This window comes from Stenotrophomonas sp. PE591, from assembly GCF_018320795.1.
Lineage (GTDB): Bacteria > Pseudomonadota > Gammaproteobacteria > Xanthomonadales > Xanthomonadaceae > Stenotrophomonas > Stenotrophomonas maltophilia.
Window position 1 is genome coordinate 847,960 of record NZ_JAAOKO010000001.1, and the last position, 23,178, is coordinate 871,137.

General features: G+C 67.0%; 14 protein-coding genes, 1 tRNA gene and 1 other RNA gene. 6 read left to right on the forward strand and 10 right to left on the reverse strand.

From position 1 onward, the window contains the following. The first annotated feature begins 35 nt into the window (after nt 1-35). Complete coding sequence (locus JLDANKMP_RS04245) at nt 36-479, forward strand: hypothetical protein (protein ID WP_088429185.1); 444 nt, start codon at nt 36-38, stop codon at nt 477-479. Between the two features lie 38 nt (nt 480-517). Next, nucleotides 518-961: a GNAT family N-acetyltransferase gene (locus JLDANKMP_RS04250; protein WP_212560601.1), complete on the forward strand. Its 444-nt coding sequence runs from the start codon at nt 518-520 to the stop codon at nt 959-961. Nucleotides 962-1,017: 56 nt separating this feature from the next. Here JLDANKMP_RS04250 and JLDANKMP_RS04255 read toward each other — a convergent pair whose 3' ends face one another. Together JLDANKMP_RS04255 and sugE are read right to left on the reverse strand one after the other, a co-directional pair. Next, nucleotides 1,018-11,925: an autotransporter-associated beta strand repeat-containing protein gene (locus JLDANKMP_RS04255; RefSeq protein WP_212560602.1), complete on the reverse strand. Its 10,908-nt coding sequence runs from the start codon at nt 11,923-11,925 to the stop codon at nt 1,018-1,020. 358 nt (nt 11,926-12,283) lie between these two features. Continuing rightward, nucleotides 12,284-12,601, reverse strand: a complete 318-nt coding sequence (sugE, locus tag JLDANKMP_RS04260; RefSeq protein WP_212560603.1) for a quaternary ammonium compound efflux SMR transporter SugE — start codon at nt 12,599-12,601, stop codon at nt 12,284-12,286. A gap of 300 nt (nt 12,602-12,901) precedes the next feature. Between sugE and ffs the strand changes: the two genes are divergently transcribed. Next, nucleotides 12,902-12,998, forward strand: an RNA gene (gene ffs / locus JLDANKMP_RS04265) — signal recognition particle sRNA small type. Nucleotides 12,999-13,073: 75 nt separating this feature from the next. Here the strand turns inward: ffs and JLDANKMP_RS04270 are convergent. Genes JLDANKMP_RS04270 through JLDANKMP_RS04280 form a run of 3 tightly spaced genes read right to left on the reverse strand, consistent with a single transcriptional unit; the run spans nt 13,074 to nt 14,976 of the window. Continuing rightward, nucleotides 13,074-13,463 carry a nuclear transport factor 2 family protein gene (locus JLDANKMP_RS04270; RefSeq protein WP_212560604.1) on the reverse strand — a complete coding sequence of 130 codons (390 nt, stop codon included), beginning with the start codon at nt 13,461-13,463 and terminating at the stop codon, nt 13,074-13,076. Further along, nucleotides 13,460-14,227: an MBL fold metallo-hydrolase gene (locus JLDANKMP_RS04275; RefSeq protein WP_212560605.1), complete on the reverse strand. Its 768-nt coding sequence runs from the start codon at nt 14,225-14,227 to the stop codon at nt 13,460-13,462. Before JLDANKMP_RS04275 ends, JLDANKMP_RS04270 begins: the two co-directional genes overlap by 4 nt. Continuing rightward, on the reverse strand, nt 14,227-14,976 hold the full coding sequence (locus JLDANKMP_RS04280) for a 3-deoxy-D-manno-octulosonic acid kinase (protein WP_012479275.1): 750 nt from the start codon (nt 14,974-14,976) through the stop codon (nt 14,227-14,229). Before JLDANKMP_RS04280 ends, JLDANKMP_RS04275 begins: the two co-directional genes overlap by 1 nt. 20 nt (nt 14,977-14,996) lie before the next feature. Here JLDANKMP_RS04280 and JLDANKMP_RS04285 point away from each other — a divergent pair, with 20 nt between their 5' ends. Continuing rightward, complete coding sequence (locus tag JLDANKMP_RS04285; RefSeq protein ID WP_212560606.1) at nt 14,997-16,043, forward strand: glycosyltransferase family 9 protein; 1,047 nt, start codon at nt 14,997-14,999, stop codon at nt 16,041-16,043. Nucleotides 16,044-16,121: 78 nt separating this feature from the next. Here the strand turns inward: JLDANKMP_RS04285 and JLDANKMP_RS04290 are convergent, their stop codons facing one another. Further along, nucleotides 16,122-16,526, reverse strand: coding sequence for a DUF6165 family protein (locus JLDANKMP_RS04290; RefSeq protein ID WP_005408281.1), 405 nt, complete (start codon nt 16,524-16,526; stop codon nt 16,122-16,124). A 290-nt stretch (nt 16,527-16,816) separates the two neighbouring features. Here JLDANKMP_RS04290 and JLDANKMP_RS04295 point away from each other — a divergent pair, with 290 nt between their 5' ends. After that, nucleotides 16,817-19,831: an autotransporter domain-containing protein gene (locus JLDANKMP_RS04295; RefSeq protein ID WP_212560607.1), complete on the forward strand. Its 3,015-nt coding sequence runs from the start codon at nt 16,817-16,819 to the stop codon at nt 19,829-19,831. A gap of 420 nt (nt 19,832-20,251) precedes the next feature. Here the strand turns inward: JLDANKMP_RS04295 and JLDANKMP_RS04300 are convergent. Then, a tRNA-Ser gene (locus tag JLDANKMP_RS04300) sits at nt 20,252-20,342 on the reverse strand. A 165-nt stretch (nt 20,343-20,507) separates the two neighbouring features. On the opposite strand from JLDANKMP_RS04300, the gene JLDANKMP_RS04305 reads away from it, so the two are divergent. Beyond that, nucleotides 20,508-21,212, forward strand: a complete 705-nt coding sequence (locus JLDANKMP_RS04305; protein ID WP_005408277.1) for a PP2C family serine/threonine-protein phosphatase — start codon at nt 20,508-20,510, stop codon at nt 21,210-21,212. A gap of 111 nt (nt 21,213-21,323) precedes the next feature. Here JLDANKMP_RS04305 and dnaQ read toward each other — a convergent pair whose 3' ends face one another. Genes dnaQ through JLDANKMP_RS04320 form a run of 3 tightly spaced genes read right to left on the reverse strand, consistent with a single transcriptional unit; the run spans nt 21,324 to nt 23,176 of the window. After that, nucleotides 21,324-22,055, reverse strand: a complete 732-nt coding sequence (dnaQ, locus tag JLDANKMP_RS04310) for a DNA polymerase III subunit epsilon (protein WP_005408276.1) — start codon at nt 22,053-22,055, stop codon at nt 21,324-21,326. Between the two features lie 4 nt (nt 22,056-22,059). Then, entirely contained in the window at nt 22,060-22,512 is a 453-nt protein-coding gene (gene rnhA / locus JLDANKMP_RS04315; protein ID WP_005408275.1) for a ribonuclease HI, read from the reverse strand. A gap of 13 nt (nt 22,513-22,525) precedes the next feature. Beyond that, complete coding sequence (locus tag JLDANKMP_RS04320) at nt 22,526-23,176, reverse strand: hypothetical protein (protein WP_005408274.1); 651 nt, start codon at nt 23,174-23,176, stop codon at nt 22,526-22,528. Nucleotides 23,177-23,178: the final 2 nt, after the last annotated feature.

Genomic DNA, 23,178 nt, shown 5'->3' on the forward strand with positions numbered 1-23,178 from the left:
TGGTATTCAATTGCGCTCCCCTGAAGGAAGCCGCCATGAGCCAACGCCCAGACCTGATCGCAATTGAGCATGACGACTACCATGCAGAACACGTCGGACAGACCGCTGACGGAAAGCAGTTCTTCCTGACGACCCCCTTCGTCCCCAGCTCCAGCGAAGGCGGCGGCGAGTACATTGCGCTCTATTTGTTCGACAACGCTGGAACCCTGCTTGAGGCCCGCATCGACGAACTTGGCCAGCGTGCAACCATGGACCGGGCAGAACGCAGGCGCCTGTACGAGGCGCGCCTGCTTGAGCTGGGCGAAGTCACCTATCAGAGGATCAACGTCGCTCCATTTGCTCTGGAACGCTTTGGCACTACCTTCGGCCTCGTAGTGCGACACCCCGTTGAGAAGGACGACATCTGGGCGGTTGAAATGCAGCCGGGCAACTACATGGCTTTCTTCGAGCCGTGGGACAGCGGAATCTATGACACCTGATTTACGCCTTTGGGCCCCGGATTGAGAAACACAGCCCCATGAACCTCCGCCTCTACCGCCCCGCCGATGCCAGCGCTTGCCTGTCGATTTTCGACAGCAACGTGCCCACCTACTTCGCGCCCGAAGAGCGCAGCGACTTCGAACGCTTCCTGCGCGAACAGGCCATGGACTGTGCATTCCAGGTCATCGAGCGAGATGGCAGCATCGTGGCGTGCGGCGGCCTGTCGCGACGCGGCGACGGCAGTGCCGGTTTCTGCTGGGGCATGGTACAGCGCGCGCTGCACCGGCATGGACTGGGCCGGGAACTGGCGCTGGCACGCCTGCGCCAGGCCGAAGCGGATCCCTCGATCAAGCGCATCACGCTCAGTACCAGCCAGCACACCCAGGGCTTCTATGCTGGCCTGGGCTTCCAGGTGACGCGGATCGTTTCCAATGGCCACGGCGCCGGGATCGATGCCGTGGAGATGGAGCGGAGGGTCTAGCCCTCCGCACCGCCCTGGATCCACGCAGGCGTGGATCCAACGTCGCCCCACTCTCCTCAGAAGCCCACACGCAGGTTGATCTGCCCGCCCACGTCGCGGCGGCCATCGCCGTGCTGGCCCTGCACGAACATCGACAGCTGGCTGTTGCGGCCGAGGCCCACCGCCACGCCCACCTGACTGACCAGCGCATTGCGTGCCATCACCGCGCTGTAGACGTCGAAGGCATTGCCGCCCACCGCGAAGCGGTTGCGGCTGGCCACATCGGTATCACCCGATGCATGCTGCCAGCCCAGGCCAACCGTCAGCTGCGCCGGGAAGCGCTCGCCGCTGCCCACATCCCAACGGCCGCGCACGCCCACGGTGCTGACATTGAGCGTGTCCTTGCCGCCTTCCAGCACCAGCGCAGCCGTGCCGCCCTGCTCCACCGCACGATCGCTGTCGACCCAGTGCCTGGTGAACTGCACATACGGCTGCAGTTGGGTCCTGCCATGGGTCCAGGTCCAGCTGCCCTCCACCTGCGCGATGGTCACATCCGAATCCTGGCGGCTGTACAGGGTCTGGCCCAGCAGCGGCACCTCACGCGTGGTACGCGTGCGGTAGTCACCGCGCGATACGCTGCCACCGACCGCAAAGCCGTTATTCCACTGGCCCTGCGCATACAGGCCGAACGTGTTGCCGCGCAGGCGGGCCCGCGAGCTGCGATCGTACAGACGCGTATCCAGCCGCTCGTTGCCTGCGGCCGCACCCAGCACCACGTGTTCGCCCAGCTGCCAGTCCACGCCCGCCATCAGTGCATTGCGGTTGGAGCGGATGTCGTCGCCGTTGCCGTCACTGTCCTGGCGGAACACCTTGCCGCTGCCGGCCAGCCAGGCCGAGGCACGCTCGCCACGCACGGTCGGCAGTTCGCTGCCGAGACGCTGGCGGATGCCCTCTTCCAGGTAGTTGTCGTACAGCAGCACCGCACGGCTGGCCGCATGTACCTCGCCGGACAACTGGTCGAACGCCGCACGCGCGGTACCCGCGTCATACATCAGCAGCGTGTTGTACAGGCCCAGTGCCGGACCACTCTGCGGCAGGCTGTCCAGCGCTGCAGCGGTGTTGTACTGGTTGCGCGTCTTCGCCGCCGTGGTGAATGCCGCGGTCTGCGCTACGTCGATCTGCAGGTTGGCCGTGTTGGCGGTATAGACCGGGGTGATGGTCAGGAAGGCCGACGGCGAGGTCGCCGAAGCGAACTGCCCGCTGACGCCACCACCCGCGTTGATCACGGTGTACTGCTGGCCCTGCTGGTAGCTGGTGTTCGGCGAGATGGTATTCACCTTGACGATGCTGCCACCCACGTTGGCGCTGCCGCCCACCTGTACCGTATCGCTGCCGGTGGCACCCAGATCGACGCCCAGCGTGCTGCCCGGCGACAACGTCAGGTTGCCGCCCACCGTGATCGTGCCGGTGCCATTGCCCGCACCACTGCCGTTGCCCGGGCCATTGCCCGGCGACAGCACGCCGCCGCTGGACACCGTCACGCCGCCACCCGTGCCACCGATGGTCCCGGTACCGGACAGCGTGGTACCGCTGCCGATGGTCCACTGGCCACCGATGTTGCCGGTGACATTCAGGCCACCGCCGGTGACCTGGCCGGTGCCGCTGAAGCCGCCGCTGTTGCCGCCCAGGTTCAGGCCGCCCGGGCCTGCCTGCACGATGCTGCCACCACCGCTGATGGTGCCGCCCAGCGTGGTGGTGCCGCCGGTGTTGATGACCAGGCCACCGTTGTTGGTGATGTTGCCGGTGATCGAGCCGCTGGCGCCGCCATTGCCGACCTGCACGGTGCCGCCGGCATTGATGGTGGTGCCGCCGGTGTAGGTGTTGTTGCCGGTCAGGGTGACCGTTCCGGTGCCGGCCTGGGTCAGGCCACCACTGCCGCTGATGGTGCCTCCGACGGTGGTGTTGCCGCCCACGTTGAACACCAGGCTGCCGTTGTTGCTGACGTTGCCGGCGATCGCACCGCTGGCGCCGCCGTTGCCAACCTGCAACGTGCCGCCGGTGTTGATGGTGGTGCCACCGGTATAGGTGTTGTTGCCGCCCAGGATCAACGTGCCGCTGCCGGCCTGGGTCAGGCCACCGCTGCCGCTGATGGCGCCACCGACCGTGGTATTGCCGGCCACGTTGAACACCAGGTTGCCGTTGTTGGTGACGTTGCCACCGATCGCGCCGGTCGCACCGCCGTTGCCGACCTGCAGCGTGCCGCCTGCATTGATCGTGGTCGGCCCGGTGTAGGTGTTGTTGCCGGTCACGGTCAGAGTGCCGCTGCCGGCCTGGGTCAGGCCGCCGCTGCCGCTGATGGTGCCACCCAGCGTGGTGTTGCCGGCCACGTTGGACAGCAGCGTGCCGTTGTTGGTGACATCGCCAATGATCGAGCCGGTCGCGCCGCCATTGCCCAGCTGCAGCGTGCCGCCGGCGTTGATGGTGGTACCCCCGGTGTAGGTGTTGGTGCCGGTCAGCACCAGCGACCCACTGCCCGCCTGGGTCAGGCCCCCCGTACCGCTGATGGTGCCGCCCAGCTGCGTGTTGCCGGCCACGTTGGAGATCAACGCGCCATTGTTGGTGATGTCTCCAGCGATGGCGCCGGTTGCCCCGCCGTTGCCGACCTGCAGCGTACCGCCGGTATTGATCGTGGTGCCACCGGTATAGGTGTTGTTGCCGACCAGGGTCAGCACGCCGCTGCCGGCCTGGGTCAGGCCACCGCTGCCGCTGATCGCGCCACCGACGGTGGTGTTGCCGCCCACGTTGAATACCAGGCTGCCGTTGTTGGCAACGTTGCCGGTGATCGCACCGGTCGCACCGCCATTGCCCACCTGCAGGGTGCCACCGGCATTGACGGTGGTGCCGCCGGTATAGGTGTTGTTGCCGGTCAGCACCAGCACGCCGCTGCCGGCCTGGGTCAGGCCGCCACTACCGCTGATGGTGCCACCGAGCGTGGTGTTGCCGGCCACGTTGGACACCAGCGCGCCGTTGTTGGTGATGTCGCCGACGATCGCACCGGTCGCACCACCGTTGCCGATCTGCAGCGTGCCGCCGGCATTGATGGTGGTCCCTCCGGTGTAGGTGTTGTTGCCGGTCAGCACCAGCGTGCCGCTGCCGGCCTGGGTCAGACCGCCATTGCCACTGACCACCGCACCCACGGTTGCCGTGGTGCCGAGGTTGTAGACCAGGCTGCCATTGTTGGTGATGTCGCCCAGCACCGAACCGGTGCTGCCACCGTTGCCGATCTGCAGGGTGCTGCCACCGTTGATGGTGGTACCGCCGGTATAGGTGTTGTCGCCGCTCAGGGTCAGCGTACCGGTACCTCCCTGCACCAGGCCGCCGGTGCCACTGAGGACGCCAGCGAACACGGTGCTGGCGTTGTTGCCGCCGGTAGTCAGCGTTGCGCCTCCCAGCGCCACCGTGCTGCCGGCCACACCGGCCAGGCCGCCGATGCTCTGGTTGCCACCGGCGCTGATATCCAGTGTGCCAGCACCGGCCAGGTTGACCGTGCTGGCACCGGACAGGCTGCCGCCGGCTGCTACCGCCAGCGTGCCGCTGTTGATGGTGGTGGTGCCGGTATAGCTGCTGGCACCGCCCAGGGTGACCGTCGCCGCGCCATCCTTCAGCAGGCCACCGGCACCGCTGATCGGTCCGTTCAAGGTCAGCGCGTTGCTGCCGGCCAGAGTTAGCGTGCCGCTGGCCAACTGCACGGTGTTGGCCAGAGTCAGCGCACTGGTGCCATCCAGGCTGGCGTTGCCGCCTACGGTCAGCGCGCCGATGCCCAGCGAACCGCCGTTGCCCAGCAGCAGGCCACCGGCATTGAGAGTCACGCCGCCCGTGAAGACGTTGACGCCCGTCAAGCCCTGGATGCCTGCGCCGTTCTTTACCAGGCCACCGGCCCCTCCGATGGTGCCGGCGAACGTGGTATTGCCCACGCCATTGAGGGTCAGCGTGCTGCCGCCCAGCGCCACGGTCGAACCTGCCACGCCTGCCAGCGAACCGATCGCCTGCGCACCACCCGCGCTGATGTCGAAGGTGGTACCGGCGTTGGCCAGGGTGACCGCACCGGTCGCTGCAAGGCTGCCGCCGGCACCGATCGCCAGCGTGCCGGCGTTGATGGTGGTGCCACCGGTGAAGGTGTTGGTACCGGTCAGCGTCTGCGTTCCCGAACCTTCCTTGATCAGGCCACCGGAGCCGGCCACCGAACCACTGAACGTGCCATTGGTGGCGTCTCCGATCGTCAGCGTGTTGGCGCCCAGATTCACCGTACCGTTGCCGATCAGGGTACCGAACTGCTGCGTGCCGCTGCCCGCCGACAGATCGAAGGTCGCACCCGAGGCCAGGTTGACGATGCCACTGGCGTGCAGGCTCGCGCCAGCACCCAGTGCCAACGTACCGGCATTGATGTTGGTGCCACCGGTGTAGGTGTTGGTGCCGTTCAGGGTCAGCGTCGCTGCACCCTCCTTGGTCAGACTGCCGGTACCGCTCAGGTTGCCATTGAGGGTGAGGTTGTTGCTGCCGAGGACGGTCAATGCGTTGTTGAGGATGAAGTTGTTGGCGAGGGTGACCGCAGTGTTCGAATCGAGCGTGGCAGCGCCTCCGACCGTCACCGTACCGGTGCCCAGCGCAGCATTGTTGCCGACCACCAGGCCACCGGCGTTGAGCGCCACGCCGCCGCTGAAGGTACTGCCGCCGTTGAGCGTCTGCACGCCTGCGCCGTTCTTGACCAGGCCGCCGTTGCCACTGATCGCACCGCTGAAGGTGCTGTCCACGGTGCCGCCCAGGGTCAGCGTGCTGCCGCCCAGCGCCACCGTACTGCCGGCGACGCCGGCCAGCGAACCGATGGCCTGGTTGCCCGCCGAAATGTCGAACGTGCCGGCACCGGCCAGGTTCACTGCGCCGGCCGCGGCGAGGCTGCCACCAGCGCCGATCGCCAGCGTGCCGCTGTTGATGGTGGTGCCACCGGTGTAGGTGTTGGCGCCGCTCAGGGTCACCGTGGCCGCACCGTCCTTGATCAGCCCGCCCGTGCCGGAGATTACGCCGCCCAGGGTCAGCGCCTGACTGCCGAGCAGATCGAGGTTGGCACCCGATGCGAGGTTGATGTTGTTGGCCAGGCTGACGCCGGTGGATGCATCCAGCGTCGCGTTGCTTCCCACCGTCAGCGCACCGCTGCCGAGCGCAGCATTGTTGCCGACCACCAGGCCACCGCCGTTGAGTGCAACGCCACCACTGAACAGATTGGCACCGCCCAGCGTGAGGATGCCGGCGCCATTCTTGACCAGGCCACCGGTGCCGGAAATCGCGCCATCGAAGAGGCTGTTGCCCACACCACCGAGTGTCAGGGTCTGTGCCCCCAGGCTCACCGTCGAACCCGCCACGCCGTTCAAAGAGCCGATGGTCTGGTTGGCGCCGGCAGCGGAGATATCGAAGCCCGTGCCTGCCGCAGTGAGCGTCACCGCACCGGTCGCGGCCAGACTGCCGCCGGGGCCGATCGCCAGGGTACCGGCGTTGATGAAAGTGCCGCCGGTGTAGGTGTTGGCACCGGTCAGCGTCTCGATGCCGGCACCGACCTTGGTCAGGCCACCGGTGCCTGCGATCGAGCCACTGAAGGTGCCATCGGTGGCGCCGCCCACTTCGATCGAGTTGGCACCGAGGTTCACCGTACCGTTGCCGACCAGCGTGCCGAACTGCTGCGTGCCACTGCCGGCCGACAGGTCCAGCGTGGCGCCGGTGGCAAGATTGACGGTACCGCTAGCGGCCAGACTGGCACCGGCCCCCAGCGCCAGCGTGCCGGCGTTGATGTTGGTGCCACCGGTGTAGGTGTTGGCGCCATTCAACGTCAGCGTCGCGCTGCCATTCTTGGTCAGGCTGCCGGCCCCGGAAAGGACGCCGTTGAGCGTCAGTGCATTGGTCCCGATTACGGTCAGCCCGGCATTGAGCGCGATGTTGTTGGCCAGCGTTGCCAGGCCGGTGGTATCCAGCGTGGCAGCACCACCGACGGTCAATGCGCCCGTGCCCAGCGCTGCGTCATTGCCGAGCACCAGTCCGCCTGCATTGAGCGTCACGCCGCCACCGAAGGTATTGGCGCCGGACAAGGTCTGTACGCCCGCGCCCACCTTGACCAGGCCACCGCCGCCGCTGATCACGCCATCGAACGCGGCGTTGCCAGCGGTACCGAAGGTCAACGAATTGCCGCCCAGCGTCAGCGTGCTGTCGCCCGCACCGTTGAGCGCGCCGATGGTCTGGTTGCCGCCGGCACCGGAGATATCGAAGCCTGCGCCTGCGCCCAACGTGACATCACCGACTGCGGCGAGACTGCCACCCGTGCCCAACGCCAGCGTGCCGGCGTTGATGGTGGTACCGCCGGTGTAGGTGTTGGCACCGGACAGCGTCAGCGTGGTGCCGCCATTCTTGATCAGGCTGCCATTGCCGCCGACCACGCCGGACAGCGTCAGCGCATTGCTGCCGGGCAGCGTGAGTGCGACGCCCGAGCCCAGCGTGACCGCATTGCCGAGTGTCACTGCAGTGCCCGCATCCAGCGTGGTGCTGGCATTGACCGCCAGCGCACCGGTACCGAGCGCACCATTCGCGCCGACCACCAGGCCACCACCGTTCAAGGTCAGGCCGCCACCGAAGGTATTGGTGTTGTTGAGGGTCAGCAGGCCCGCACCATTCTTGACCAGGCTGCCGTTGCCGCTCAGCACGCCTCCGAATGCAACGTCACTGGTTCCGCCCAGGGTGAGCTGGGTGCCGGCACCGAAGTTCACCGCGTTGGCCAGATTCAATGCCACCGTGCTGTCCAGCGTGGTGGTGCCGCCAATACCCAGCGCACCGGTACCAAGCGCACCTGCATCGCCCAGCACCAACCCGCCCGCGTTGAGCGCAAGGCCACCACTGAACGTGTTTGCACCGGACAGCGTCTGCACGCCCGTGCCGGTCTTGACCAGGCCACCGGTACCACCGATCACACCGGCAAAGCTGCCATTGCTGGCACCGCCAAAGGTCAGCGACTGCGCGCCCAGCGCCAGCTGGCTGCCCGCCACGCCATTCAACGCGCCGATGGTCTGTGCCGCACCGGCGGCGGAGATGTCCAGTGTCGCGCCCGCACCGGCAAGATTCACCGTACCGGCTGCGGCGAGACTGCCGCCTGCGCCCAGCGCCAGCGTGCCGGCGTTGATGGTGGTGCCGCCGTTGTAGGTATTGGCGCCCGACAACGTCAACCGCGCCGTGCCGTCCTTGATCAGCCCACCGGCACCGAATACCGGACCGGCCAGCGTCAGGTCATTGCTGCCCAGCACGGAAAGGTTGGCACCGGCAGCGAGACCGATGTTGTTGCCCAGCGCCAGCGCCGTTGTGGCCTCCAGCGAAGCGTTGCCGCCCACGTCCAGCTGGCCGGTACCCAGCGCCTGCGCATTGCCCAGCTGCAGCAGGCCCGCGTTGAGGCCGACGCCCCCGCTGAACGTATTGGCGCCGTTCAACGCCAGCGTCGCCGTACCGTTCTTGACCAGGCTGCCAGTACCACTGATGAGACCGCCCAGCGACACGTTCTGGCTGCCCAGCAGATCCAGCGCCGCGCCTGCCCCAAGGTTGAGGTCGTTGGCGAGGTTCAGCGCTACCGAACTGTCCAGCGTGGCATTGGCGCCCACCGACAGTGCACCGGTGCCCAGTGCGCCGGCGTTCCCCAGGAACACGCCGCCGCCGTTGACGGTCAGCCCACCACCGAAGCTGTTGGCGCCGTTGAGGGTCAACGTGGTGGCACCATTCTTCACCAGCCTGCCGGCACCGGACACCACGCCACCCAGCGTGATCGCCTGCGAGCCCGGCAGCGACAGCGCGGCACCCGCGCCCAGGGACACATTGTTGGCCAGGTTCAGCGGGGCGCCGCCATCGAGCGAGACGCTGCCGCCAATGCCCAATACTCCCGTACCGAGTGCGCCACTGTTGCCCAGCAGCAGACTGCCGGCGTTTGCGCTCAGTCCACCGCTGAAGGTGTTGGTACCGTTCAAGGTCAGTGTCGACGCGCCATTCTTGACCAGGCTGCCGGTGCCGGTGATGTTGCCGGCCAGGGCCAGGTTCTGGCTGCCCGGCAGGGTCAACGCCGCGCCGAGGTTGATCGCATTGCCCAGGTTCAGCGCAGCAGTGGCGTCCAGCGAACCGTTGCCACTGACGGTCAGCGCACCGCCTCCCAGCGCACCGGCGTTGCCCAGCACCAGGCCACCGGCGGCAAGATTCACCCCACCGCTGAAGGTGCTGGCGCTGGTCAGCGTCTGCACGCCGGTGCCCTGCTTGATCAGGCCACCGGTGCCGCCGATCACGCCGGCGAAGGTCTGGTTGGTGGCATCACCGAAGGTCAGCGTGCTGCTGCCCAGCGCCAGGGTGCTGCCAGCCACGCCGGACAACGCACCGATGGTCTGGTTGCCACCCAGCGAGATATCCAGTGCGCTGCCAGCGCCGGCCAGGCTGACTGCGCCGGTCGCCGCCAGGCTGCCACCACTGGCCAATGACACCGTTCCGGCATTCACCGCCAGCCCACCGGTGAACGTGTTCGCGCCGCCCAGCGTCAGCGTGGAGGCGCCGTTCTTGACCAGGCTGCCGCTCCCGCCGATGACACCGCCCAGCGTCAGCGCATTCGAGCCCAGCACATCGAGCGAACCACCGGCGCCAAGCGTGATGCCATTGCCCACGGTGAGGCCGGCGCTGGCGTCGAGCGACACCACGCCACCAACATTCAGCGCACCGGTTCCCAGTGCTCCACCGTTGCCCAGCACCAGGCTGCCGGCATTGAACACCACGCCGCCGCCGAAGGTATTGGCGCCATTGAGCGTCAGCGACGACGCACCGCTCTTGACCAGGCCACCGGCGCCACCGATCACGCCGTTGAACGTCAACGCCTGGTTGCCGAGCAGATTGAGGCTGGCACCCGAACCGAGGTTGACCGCGTTGGCCAGTGCAAGCGCCCCCGTGGTTCCATCGAGCGTCACGTTGCCGCCGACACTGAGCGCACCGCTGCCCAGCGCAGCAGCATTGCCCAGCAGCAGGCCACCGCCGTTGAGTGCCACGCCGCCACTGAGGTTGTTCACGCCCGACAAGGTCTGCACGCCGGTGCCCAGCTTGACCAGGCCACCCGTGCCTGCGGCGAACGTACCGCTGTAGCTGGTATCGCCCAGCCCCGCGAGGGTGAGCGTGTGGCTGCCCAGGTTGACCGAACCGCCGAGGCCCGCCAGCGAACCGATGGTCTGGTTGGCGGCCGCCGACAGGTCCAGGGTGGTACCGACGCCGACCGTGATCGCGCCGGTGGGTGACAGGCTGCCGCCCGCGCCCAGCGCCAACGCGCCTCCGGCCAGGTTGAAACTGCCGGTCAGCGCATTGGCGCCGTTCAAGGTGAGGGTGCCGGCGCCGCTCTTGGTCAGGTTGCCGGCACCGGAGATCGAACCGTTCAATGACAACGCATTGCTGCCCAGCAGGTTCAGCGAGCCCCCGCCATTGATCACCAGATTGTTGCCCAGGGTGAAGCCCGCCGTCGTATCCAGTGAAGCGCTGCCACCCACGGTCAGGTTGCCGCTGCCCAGTGCACCGGCATTGCCCAGCAGCAGGCCGCCGGCATTGAGGTTGACGCCGCCGGAGAACAGGTTTGCGCCGCCGAGCGTGACGATGCCGGTGTTGTTGACCGTCAGCCCGCCAGTACCGGACAGCAAGCCCCCCAGGCTGAACGCATTGGTCCCTGCCAGGGACAGATTGCCACCAAGGCTGAAAGGGTTGGCCAGGTTCAGACCGGCCGTGGCGGAGGCGATGGCACCGCCGTTGGCGGTGAACAGCCCTGTGCCGAAGGAACCGGCATTACTGAAATTGACCAGGCCATCGTTGAGCGTGGTCGTGCCCGCACCCGCCCACGCACCCTGCAGGTTCCAGGTACCGCTGTTGACGGTGAGCCTCTGGAAGTTGATGTACTGGTTCCAGCCCAGCGTGGTTACCGCTCCGCCGGTACCGCTGCCCGGGCCGGTGGCGCTGTTCTGCAGCACCAGGCTGTTGTTGGACGCCGAGCCACCGTCGACGATGCCGGCCGCGGCCAGATTCACCGCAAGCGCGCCGACCTGCCCGGCCACGCCGATACCGGCGGTATTGACGCTGGAACCAGACACGGCGGTGAAGGTGTTGCCGGCGACCGAACTGCCCAGGTTCACACTGCCGTTGATGGTTCCCGCGTTGAGGAAGGTATTGCCGGCCCCCGCCGTGGCCGAACCCTGGAACCCTATGCGGCCGGTAATGGTGCCGGTGTTGTTGAGAGTGGTCTGCGCACCACCGTAGCTTACGATCGATGCCGCATCGGCCGTGGTCAACAGGCCTGCACCAAAGATCGACATGTCCACATTACCGGCATTGACGATGTTGCTGACACCGCCGGAAGCGTTCTGCACCACCAGCGCCTGTCCGCCGAAACCGAGGATGGAGCCGATGTTGACCAGGCCTTTGATCGCCCCGCCTGCCTGATTGTTGACGCTGATGGTGTTTCCACCGACGGTATTGTTGCCCAGCACCATGCCCGACGCTGCCAGGCTCAGGCCACCGTTGATGGTGGGATCGACCGTGCCCTGGTTGTTCACGGTTATGCCGTTACCACTCAAATTCACTGCACTTCCGCCAACGATCGGCGGCACGCTGAGCTCGGCGCCGGTCTGGATATTCAGCGTCACGCCGTTGATGCTGTTGGTCAGCGAATTGGTATTGGAGCCGGTGGCGCAGGTCACCGTCGTACCTGCGGTAGTGCAGGCCGCAAACGCCGATCCGCTGGCCAGTGTGGCGGCCAAAGCCACCGCCAGTTGGTGCGCCCGCAATCGCGGCACCCGCCCTGCGCTGACCGCGCTTCCGCCGGGATTCCGGGCGACCTCCGAAGCAACCTGCATTACCCCAAGGGCACGATTGAAAACCAGACGGTAAATGCGGTTCATCGGTAAATCTCCATGAAAAGACCGGATGGCACAGCTGGCAGGTTTTTTGGAGACAATGCGGCCCACCCCGGCTCCCGATGTGGAAACAAGGTTCGAAGGCATTAACTCCTGAAAATCTTCACATCTTCACGCGGTCGCACCCGGCGACAGGTACGACAGCGTGTCCCTCAAGGCGAAAACTCCCCGGTTTCGCCCGACGAATGGCGGCACTGTGCGACCGTCGGTGCCAGCGGCATGTGAATCACGCTCGTTATTTTCATGACGTACGTCAAATAAAACGGGCGGACAAAATGGTCTTGCCGAAAATGCATATACCTGCTGGAAGCGGAGATTCCTTTCCCCGCCATAAGTAAATCATTCAGCTGCTCGAGATTTTCATCAGCACCAGGCCGGAAACGATCAGCACCGCTGCACCGATCCGCATCGGGCTGACCTGCTCGCCGAGGAACACGATGCCAACCACGAACGCACCGACCGCGCCGATGCCGGTCCAGATCGTATAGGCGGTGCCCAGCGGCAGGCTGCGCATGGCCACCGCCAGCAACCAGAAGCTGGCGATCATGCCGACGATCGTGACCACGGTGGGGGTGAGCTTGGTGAAGCCTTCGGACTGCTTCATGGACACGGCCCAGACGATTTCCAGCAGGCCGGCGAACAACAGATAGATCCAGGCCATGACGGCCCTCCTCTTGGTAGGGCCAGGCCGTCCTGGTCTTTGATTCCCGATGTGGGGGAGGCCGTTCCTCCTGGCCGGCATTCTAGCAACGGCGGGTGGCCCGGGCCGCCATGGGCGGGAACGGGTTACAGCGGATTCAGCGCGTGAAGCTGGCGTCGATGCACCTGCCTGCGCTAGACTACGCGTCTGCCATCGGCCAGCCGATGCGCAGTCCGGCTGTGGTCTCTGGCGCATCGCGCGCTGCTTCCCCTGGTCCGTGAACTGGCTGCCCTCCGGGCGGCCGACGTCTCTATGGTGGCCCCGTCGGCCCCTCGCGACGCTAGGTCGAAAACCCCGCCAGGGCCGGAAGGCAGCAACGGTATCGATCGACGCGGGCGCCGAGGTCAGCCGGCGGGGCCATCGCCTTTTCCGGCGACGCCCCCCTGGCAGGTGCCAACCCTGGTTGGCGCCCTTCGCCGGACATGGCCCGGTCCTACCGTGCCTCGGGCGTGCCCTGGTGGAACAGCATCCGCCATCCATCCCCGTGCCGGCGCCACAGCGAGCTGCGCAGCACCCAGCCTTGCGGCTGGCCGTCGAGGTAATGGCGGCTGCGATAACGCACCTGGGCCAGACCCTCGGCCAACAACCACACCGCGTACTGTTCCGATTCGATCAGCACCTGCGCGCGCTCCAACGGGATCTCCTGCAAGGCTGCATCACGGCCGTAGCATTGCCCGGAACTGCCGATCTCGCTGAAATCCTCGTCCAGCAATGCGTCAAGGCGCTCAGGATCGGCCCGCACCGCAGGCGCATGCAGCGCGCGCTCCAGCACCTCCAGTCCGGCGGCCAGCGCCGCGTCGGCGGGCAGGCCGGCACCGCTCACGGCGGATCCTGCACCAGCACGTGCGGTGCAGTGGGGGTCGCCAGCGGCACGCACTGCCCCGGCTGCGCCACGCGGTGGCCGCGCGCGGCCAGCGCCACGCCATCAGCCACGCTGGCGTAGTGGTAGAGCATCATCCGCGCCTGCAGTTCCGCGCTGTACTCGCGCTCCAGGTCGTCCACACCGGTATGCGACGGATTGCCGTGCAGGCCGCAGTCGTGGGCGATCAGTTCGTTGTCATTGGCGAAGCGGGCCAGCATCTCCGGAATCGGCCGGGTATCACCACTCCAGGTCAGCGCGCCCTGCAGGCGCAGGCCGTACGCCGTTTCCGGCCAGTGGTGGCGTACCGGGAATACTTCCAGGCGCACGCCCTCGTGCCAGAACGCCTCGCCCACCACGATCAACTGGAACGCATCCCAGAAGTTGGCACCGCCCTCGGCCAGCACGTTCGGGTAGTCACCGATGCGCTTGTGCAGCAGCGGCACCACGCTGGCAGGCACATACAGGCGCACCTTGCCGCGGCGCTGCGTGCTGAAGAAGGTATCGACGAACAGCCGCTCGAAACCGGCCACGTGATCCAGGTGCACATGGGTGACGAACAGTGCCTGCGGCATGTGCCCGTAGTGCGCCTTGAACGCGGTCAGGCCTTCGCCGCCGCAGTCGATCGTCAGCCATGGCCGCCCGTCCCGCTCGATCACCGACATCGGCGACCCCAGCTCGACCGCCGACGCGTTGCCGACGCCGAGGAAGCGCAACGACCAGCCCATCAGGTGCCCCGGTTCCAGGCCATGTCATAGGCGCGCCTCAGCCGCGCGTAGTCCTTCTGCACGTCCTCCACGCTGCGCTCGCCGCGCAGCTTGATCAGCGAGCGCAGCAGGCGCTTGAGGTTGCGTTCGCGCCAGGCGGTGGCCGGAATGCGGATCACCCCGCGGTCGAAGTCGATCAGCCAGCCATGGCCGTTGCCATCGAACAGGATGTTGTGCGCGTTGAGGTCGGCATGGTCCAGGCCGGCACGGTGGAAGCGGGCGATCAGCCGCCCGGTCTCTTCCCAGGGCGCGCCCCGTCCGGCGACCAGCGCACGGTCGGCCAGCGAGCGCACGCCCTCGATCCGCTCCATCAGGATTGCCGCCCGGTAGCGCAGGCCTTCGCGCATGTAGTACGCGGCGATCGGCCGGGGCACCGGCAGCTTCTTCTCGCGCAGGGCGCGCATCAGGCGGAATTCGGCAAAGCTCCGGGTCCGGTCCGACCCGCGCCAGAGGTACTGGTCATGGCTGATCTTCGCTGCCAGGCCGCCGCGCAGGTAGTGGCGCAGCACGCTGGCGCCGAACGGCGCATCGATGAACCAGGCGCTGCCGCGGCCGCCCTCGCCGACCGGCCGGGCCTTGCTGCCCCAGTGCTGGGGCGAGAACAGGCCAACCTCGGCTTGCCGCAGCCGCTCGCGGTCGAACAGAATGGCCCCGATGCCGCGACCCTCGCGGCATGGCGTCAGCGCTTCATTGGCGTCGAATGCGACCATTTCATTGAGTCTAACAACACATGGCATCAGCGTCCTCCTCCTTGTGCCTCCTGCGCCTGTCCGCACTCGGCGATGTCACCCACGTGGTGCCCCTGGTGCGCACCCTGCAGGCTGCGCGTCCGGACACGCCGATCCACTGGATCATCGACAAGGTCGGCCACAAACTGCTCGATGGCCTGCCCGGCGTCACCTTCCACGCCTACGACAAGAAGAGCGGCATGGCAGGGGTCAAGGAGCTGCGCAAACAGCTGCCACCGGGGCGTTTTGCAGCGCTGCTGCAGATGCAGGTGGCGTTCCGCGCCAACCTGCTGTCGGCGTTCATTCCCGCCGAGCGCCGCATCGGCTACGACCGCAGCCGTTCCAAGGACCTGCACGGGCTCTTCATCAACGAGCGCATTCCAGACCGCCCCGGCGTCCATGTGCTGGATGCCATCGGCAGCTTCTGCGAGCCGCTGGGCCTGCGCCAGACCGAGGTCAGCTGGGACCTGGCCGTGCCCCAGTCCGCATATGACTGGGCCGCTGCGCAATGGCAGGACGATGGGCGCCCGGTGCTGATGATCTCGCCCTGTTCCAGCCACGTGCGCCGCAACTGGTATGCAGACCGCTATGCAGCCGTGGCCAACCACGCCGCGCAGCGTGGTTGGCAGGTGGTGCTGTGCGGTGGCCGCAGCGAACTGGAGCGCAGCATGGCCGATGCCATCCAGGCACAACTACTCACGCCGGCGCTGGACCTGGTCGGGAAGGACACCTTGAAGCAGCTGCCTGCCCTGCTTGCCCGCGCCAACCTGGTGATGACTCCGGACTCGGGCCCGATGCACATCGCCAACGCGATGGGCGCCAAGGTGCTGGGCCTGCATGCGGCCAGCAACCCGAACCGCAGCGGACCGTACTCGGACCGCCGCTACTGCGTGGACCGTTACGACGACGCCGCACGCAAGTACCTGGCCAAGCAGGCTGCCGATCTGAAATGGGGCACCAAGATCGAGTTCGACGATGTGATGGAACTGATCACTGTCGAAGACGGCATCACGGCTTTCGAGCGTTACGTGGCCGATCATCTGGGGTGATGGGCCGGCCGGGCGTTGGCCTGCGCCCTGCGGTTTCATCCACGCGTGGCGTGGACCTCCCCCTTTTGGCCGCCGGGATTACGCGCGCTGCGCGTAATCCTGGTAGGACTTCTCTTCCACGTATGCCGAGCCCAGCGCCAGGTTGATCGCCTTCTTGATGCGCGCACGCTCGTCGTTGCGCAGGTAGACGCTGCGCGCCAGGTCGACGAAGCCCTGGTCGAACGCCTGCGCCTTTTCCTTCAGGCGGATGTCGTCCTCGATGTCCCACAGCTGCTCGTTGACCGCCTTCAGCTCGGCACGCAGCTTGGCGATGTCCTTCACCGCCGCCGGGTGCGCCATCCAGGTCTGCTCCAGCGCCGACAGCTCCCTGCGCACGTTGGCCAGCTTGCCCTCGTCGCTGATGCGCTCGGACTTGATCTGCAGGATCGAGATCTTGTCCAGCAGCTCGCCGAAGGACACGGGGACAAGGATTTCAGCGCTCATGGGGGAAGGCTCCAGCAGGTGATGCATACATGGTAACCCGCGCGGCGCAAACGCTGCGCCGCGTCGCCCGCAGGGTCAGCCGAGCGCGATGACTGGGGGAGATCCCCCCGCAGCTGCGTTAGCGGTCTGGAGAGGCGGCCTGTCGCCTCCTCGCCCGGCCAGTCCAACGGCCGAGCGCGCGCGACCCGCCCTGCCCACGCTGCAACGTGTCGAAACCACGCCGCATCAGCGTGTTCATGCAGCGAAGAAGGGGCGGCATCCGCACTTCACTCCTTTCCGTGGAACTCCGCATGCATCGATATCCCGCCCTCCCCACCCGTCGCGCCACCGTCCTCGGCAGTGCCCTTGTTGCAGCACTTCTCGGCATCGCTGCCTCACCGCAGGCCCATGCCAGTGCCTTCCACGTGAATGGAGACACGCTCTACTACACCGGCAATGTACTGGCGACCGATCCGCAGACGCTGGAGGTCTACATCCTGGCCGCGCAGGCCCGGGGTACGCCGCTCCGCCAGGTGGTGTTCCGCAACTCGCCCGGCGGGGCCGCCTCCGGTGGCGTGGGCATGGGTGCCATCATCCGCCAGCACGGGCTGGATACCGTACTGGACGGCGGCTGCTACTCGGCCTGCGCCGACGCCTTCGTTGCCGGCGTGAAGCGCAAGGTCACGCAGTTCGGCCTGCTGCCGACGCACGGCAACTACACGGAGACGGTGCTGGGCATCCATGGCGAATCCGGCCCGAACGGTCCTACCCCCTACCCGGGGCAGGACAAGTACATCAAGTATTACCGGGACATGTTCGGCCCGACCGACTTCGCGGTCATCGAAGCGCGCATCGTCCAGGCGCACTATGAACTGACCCAGCAGTCGGGCTTCCTGCGCTACTTCGACCCGAACGTGGCGGCCGTGGCCACGCGCTTCTGCCCGACCCGCGACCAGAGCGCGGCAGGCAACTGCACCGCGTATCCCGGTGTCACCTTCTACAGTGATCGCGTCGTTACCGAAGCCGGTTACGTCCAGCCTGGCGACGTGCTTTCCGTCGACAAGGAAGTGAGCGGAGACCTCAATCCGAACCTGGCCGTGCGCGGGCGCTACACCAATGCGCTGGCCAACCTGCGCTACTTCCAGCAATCGGCCCCGGACATCCGGCTGGACGACGCCTTCGGTGTGATCCGCATCGGCAAGGGCGGTGTCTGGTCACTGGATACCGCCTCCGCCGCCCAGTATGTGGTGGCCGATGGCGGCACCCTGCGCCTGCAGCAGAATGGCTGGATCCACCACGCCGAAGCCATCGGCGCCCGCAATGGCGGGCGCATCGAACTGCAGCAGGGCGCACTGCGCAGCCTGACCGTGATCGAACGCGGCGGCGTGCTGACCGGGCACGGTTCATTGAATGCCACGATCGACATCAACGAGGGCGGAACGCTCGCGCCGTCCGGCATCGTCATGCGCCCCTACTCGCTGGAAGCACTCGCGCCGGGTGGCGACGACGTGTTCACCAGCGAGCGCTTCCGGATCGGCAAGGGTCGCTACATCAACCTCAATGACGGTGCGAACCTGGCCTTCCAGGTCGACAGCCAGCGCACTGCACCGGCACTGACGCTGGAAGAAGCCCGCTACTTCCTGGTCGATGAGGACCGGCAGGCGGGTGACTACAACCTGTTCGGCAACATCAACCGCGCCGTGCTGAGCATTGCCCCCACCGCCAGGCTGACGCTGGACGTCAAGCAGGCGTTCTTCCCGGCTGGGCAGCAGAACCACCTGGTGGGGACCCAGGTGGAAGCCAGCGCCCTGCAGCTGCCCATCGCCCCCTGCAGCCCGTCGAACGGTGAGTACGCTGGCCTGTGGTGCCGCACCGCCACGCCCGATACCCTGACCCGCGCGGCGCCGGTGTCGGACTTCATCGAAGGGCGCTTCCAGTACGTCGAGCGCAGTGGCGAGGCCGGCAGCGCAGTGGACCTCACCGCTCCCGGCGCCGTGTTCCGCCCTCGCCACAATTCACTGCTCAGCTTCACCGTTAACCAGACCGGCAGCGGCCTGTGGCTGACCGCCAATCCGTCCTTCGACGACACACGCCTGTTCGGCAACGCCGCATCCGGCGACGGTCTGGGCATCGCACTGCAACAGGCCGCTGCGCAGCGCACCTCCTCGATGAGCGGACTGCTGGGTGCCCTGCAGTTCGCTGACCGCGATGACATCGCGCGCCAGGCGGGAGCATTGCGCGGCGACGCGCATGCCAGCCTGCGCCTGGCCGATTCCGCACTGGTCGGCAGCATCGGCAACGTCGTGCAGCAGCACCAGGCAGCATCACGCAGCGGTGGCGATGCGGACGGCCTGGCTGCACAGGCCGCACAGACCGCCTCGGCGCAATCGGTAACGACCGGCAGTCGCCTGTTCAACCAGCTGGCGATGCACCTGGTCGCACCGGCAGATGCGGGCAGTGATGCGGGCGACGCCGGACACAACCGCAGCTTCTGGGCACGCGGGTTCGGCAGCCATGGCCGTATCGAGGGTGGTGCGGGCGTCGCCGGCCTGAACCACACCATCGGCGGCATCGCGCTTGGTGCCGATACCCGTCTGGCAGACGACCGCGTGACACTGGGCGTGAGCCTTGCCGCGGCCGACATGTCGACCCGGTCCAGTGAAGGTGCAGGATTCAGCGGCGATGTCCGCGCGCTGGATATCGGCGGCTACGTGGACGCGCTCTATTCGCGTGGCTACCTGTCCGCCGCTGTCCGCTACACCGATCTTCGCCACGACACCCGTCGCAGCATCGAGGGGATCGAGGGCCTGCAGGCACCGCTGCGCGCGAAGTACAGCAACGACGCGATCTCCGCGCGCGTGGAGCATGCGTTCTCGTTCACCACCGGCAACGGCGTGGTGATACAGCCGCTGCTGCCGGTGATCGACTACATGCGCACCTCGGCCACGCACTTCAACGAAGGCCAGGACGCAGCCGCACTCATCGGCCGCAGTGGCAGCCTGGAGAGCATCCGCGTAGGCGCCGGCCTGCAGTTGTTCAAGACCTTCGACGGCAACAACGGCGAGCGCATCACCCCGCGGGCCCGCGTGGTCTGGCAGAAGGAGCTGGGCGATACCCAGGCCCGCTACAGCAACGGCTTCGCCGCCGCCCCGGACCTGCTGTTCAGTGCCAGCAGCCAGCCCGTCGGTGAGCAGGTCCTGGCCTGGAACCTGGGCGTGACCAGCCGTGCCAGCAAGCGCCTGTCGGTGATGGTTGATTACGTGGGCGAGCGGCGCGACGGCCAGACCCAGAACGGCATACAGCTGGGGCTGGGCTACACGTTCTGAGCACACGCCATTCGCACAGGGCATCGGTCCCCACCCTGTGCGAATGGCCTTGCCTTCCACGCCGTGCGTGGATGCACCCAGCGGGCAACGAGCGGCGCAACGTCTCGGGCGACGCGCGAAACGCGCGTCGCGTTCCCGCGCCTGATGGAAGAAGAAAGGCTGCCTTTCGGCAGCCCTATCCAGTCGAGGGGATGATCACCGAACTCATCCAAGCAATGACTTGCATCCGCCACACAGGGAATCGCCGGGTGAAACAAGCCCCTCTGTTGAGGGGCTGCCCCGACAGGGGCGGGGAGAGGCAGGCAAAGGGAGGGGCCCACGCGTTGCCACGCAACGTGTGGGGCGGCGCGCGAAACGCGCGTCGTGTCCCGCGCCAGATAAAAGAAAAGGGCTGCCTTTCGGCAGCCCTTTTCTTTTATCTGGCGGAGAGGGGGGGATTCGAACCCCCGAGGCGCTATAAACGCCTGCCTGATTTCGAGTCAGGTACATTCAACCACTCTGCCACCTCTCCGGGTGGTCCCCGGCGGACCGGGGACGCGCATCATACGAGGAAGTGAGGCCGACGACAAGTCATTCCGGCCAACGAACTGAAAATTTCCTGGGCGCATGCCTTGCCGGATGCCTGCGGCCACCCGATGATGCCTGTCTCCCCCGGCAATACCCCGCCCTGCCTACCATGATCGAATTCGGACACCTCACCCACCCCGGCATGCGCCGCGAGCTCAACGAGGACACCTACTACGGTGACAGCGAGCTGGCCCTGTGGCTGGTGGCCGACGGCATGGGCGGGCATGCCTGCGGCGAAGTGGCCAGTGCACTGGCACGCGAAACCATCGTGCGCGAGATCCGCCGCGGCGCACCGCTGGCACAGGCCATCCGCACTGCCGACGAAGAGATCATCCGCGCCTCGCGCCGGCGCAACGACACGTTGCCGATGGGCACCACCGTGGTCGCCGCGCGCGTGCAGGGCAACCGCTATGAAGTGGCCTGGGTCGGCGACAGCCGCGCCTACCTGTGGCGCGACGGCCAGCTGGCGCAGCTCAGCCAGGACCACAGCGTGGTGCAGGAACTGGTCGCGCAGGGCAACCTGACCGCCGAACAGGCACGCGCGCATCCGCATCGCAACGTGGTCACCCAGGCACTGGGCGTGACCGATCCAGCCCACCTGAACGTGGCCACCACCAGTGGGGAGCTGCGTCCGGGCATGCAGCTGCTGCTGTGCAGTGACGGTCTCACCGAGGAAGTGGATGACCGCGGCATCGCCCGCACCCTGGCATTCGAAGATGCCAGCGCGCAGGAATGCGTGGATACGCTGGTCGCCGCCGCACTCGACGGCGGTGGTCGTGACAACATCAGCGTGATCCTGGTGCGCTGCCATTAACCGGTAGAGCCACGCCATGCGTGGAGGCGGTAGTGCCGGCCGCTGGCCGGCTCACCCGGGGAACCTCGTATCACGACGATGCCGGCCAGCGGCCGGCACTACCTCGATGTATTACGCGCTGGCGGGCTCTTCCACCTTCGGGCCATCCCACAGCGCGTGGCCGGCCTTCTTGCGCAGCCGCTCCAGCCGCGCAGCGTGCGCTTCCAGTTCCGACGGCGTAGCCACCACGCGCGGACGCGGCAGCAGCTTGCTGGTATCGAAAGCCTGCAACGCCGCGCCGGCACCGCCGCCATCGTCATCGCCCAAGCCGAAGCCGATCTCTTCCTGGCCCGAGGTCAGTGCGATATAGACATCGCCGAGGATCTGCGCATCGAGCAGGCCGCCATGCAGCGCACGGTGCGAGTTGTCCACGCCCAGCCGCTTGCACAGCGCATCCAGCGAGTTGCGCTGGCCCGGGAAGCGCTCACGCGCCATCGCCAGGGTATCGATGACCGTGCAGCGGTCGGCGATCTTTCCGTACTGCGGCCCCAGCAGCGACAACTCGTTGTCGAGGAAGCCAAGGTCGAACGCCGCGTTGTGGATGATCAGCTCGGCGCCATCGATGAACGCCAGGAACTCATCGGCGATCTGCGCGAATTCAGGCTTGTCATCGAGGAACTCCAGGGTCAGGCCGGTGACTTCCTGCGCGCCCTGTTCGAACTCGCAGTCCGGCTTGATGTACTGGTGGTAGTTGTTGCCGGTCGGGCGGCGCTTGAACAGCTCCACGCAGCCGATTTCGACGATGCGGTTGCCCTTCTTCCACTCCAGGCCGGTGGTTTCGGTATCGAGGATGATCTGACGCATGGGCTCAGTTTACCGGGCTGGCGTCGCGGATCTGGATCGCCGCGTTGCGGGCCAGGGTATCCACCCGCTCATTGTCCGGGTCGCCGGAGTGGCCCTTCACCCAACGCCAGTCGATCTGGTGCCGCAGCGTGGCCGCGTGCAGGCGCTCCCACAGCTCGCGGTTCTTCACCGGATCACCGCCAGCGGTCTTCCAGTTCTTGCGGATCCAGCCGGGCATCCACTGGGTCAGGCCCTGCCGCACGTACTGCGAGTCGGTGTAGAGCACGATGTTGCACGGCTCGGTCAGCGTCTCCAGCCCGGAAATGGCCGCCATCAGCTCCATCCGGTTGTTGGTGGTGTGCGCTTCACCGCCACTGAGCTCGCGCTCGTGGCCCTTGTAGCGCAGCAACGCAGCCCAGCCGCCGGGGCCGGGATTGCCGAGGCAGGATCCGTCGGTGTGGATTTCGATGGTTTTCAATACAGCTCCAGAATCAGGTAGCAACGGTGCCGTGCCAGCGCACCGGCAGCGGTTTCGGCCCGGGCAGGGCCAGCGTGCGTTTCTCCGCATGGAACAGGCAGGCCGCGCGCAATGGCGCCCAGCCCCCCGGGCGACGGCTGCCGGCACCGCGCCAGAGCGGGCCGAGGTAGCGCATATCGTCGCACTCCAGGCCATGGCGGCCGAGCAGCAGGCGGATCCGCTGCGGCGTACGCACCACCAGCCCATGCTGCCGCCAGTGCGTGCGGTAGGGGCTGAACGGATTGAGGCTGCTCAGCCACAGATGGCCGCCCGGCATCAATACGCGCTCGCACTCGTCGAGCAGCAGGTCGGCATCGCCGGTGGTGACATGCTGCAGCACGATCGCATTGACGCTCTCGTTGGCCAGGGGCAAGGGCAGCCCGCAGCGGGTATCGCCGTCATAGCCCGGCCCCGCCCCCTGCCGGTACAGGCGCAGGCCGCGCCCACCCAGCTGCGCATCCTCCAGCCAGGCCGCACTCGGCGCGATCCACAGCCAGGGCTGCGCGGGCAGCGCCGACAGCTGCGGAAGCAGCAACTGCCGTTCCAGAACGCGCAGCGCCGCCGCCGGCTCACTGTCGAACCACGGGGTCTGGCTCGCTTGACGGGTGCTCTGCAGCGCGGGCATGG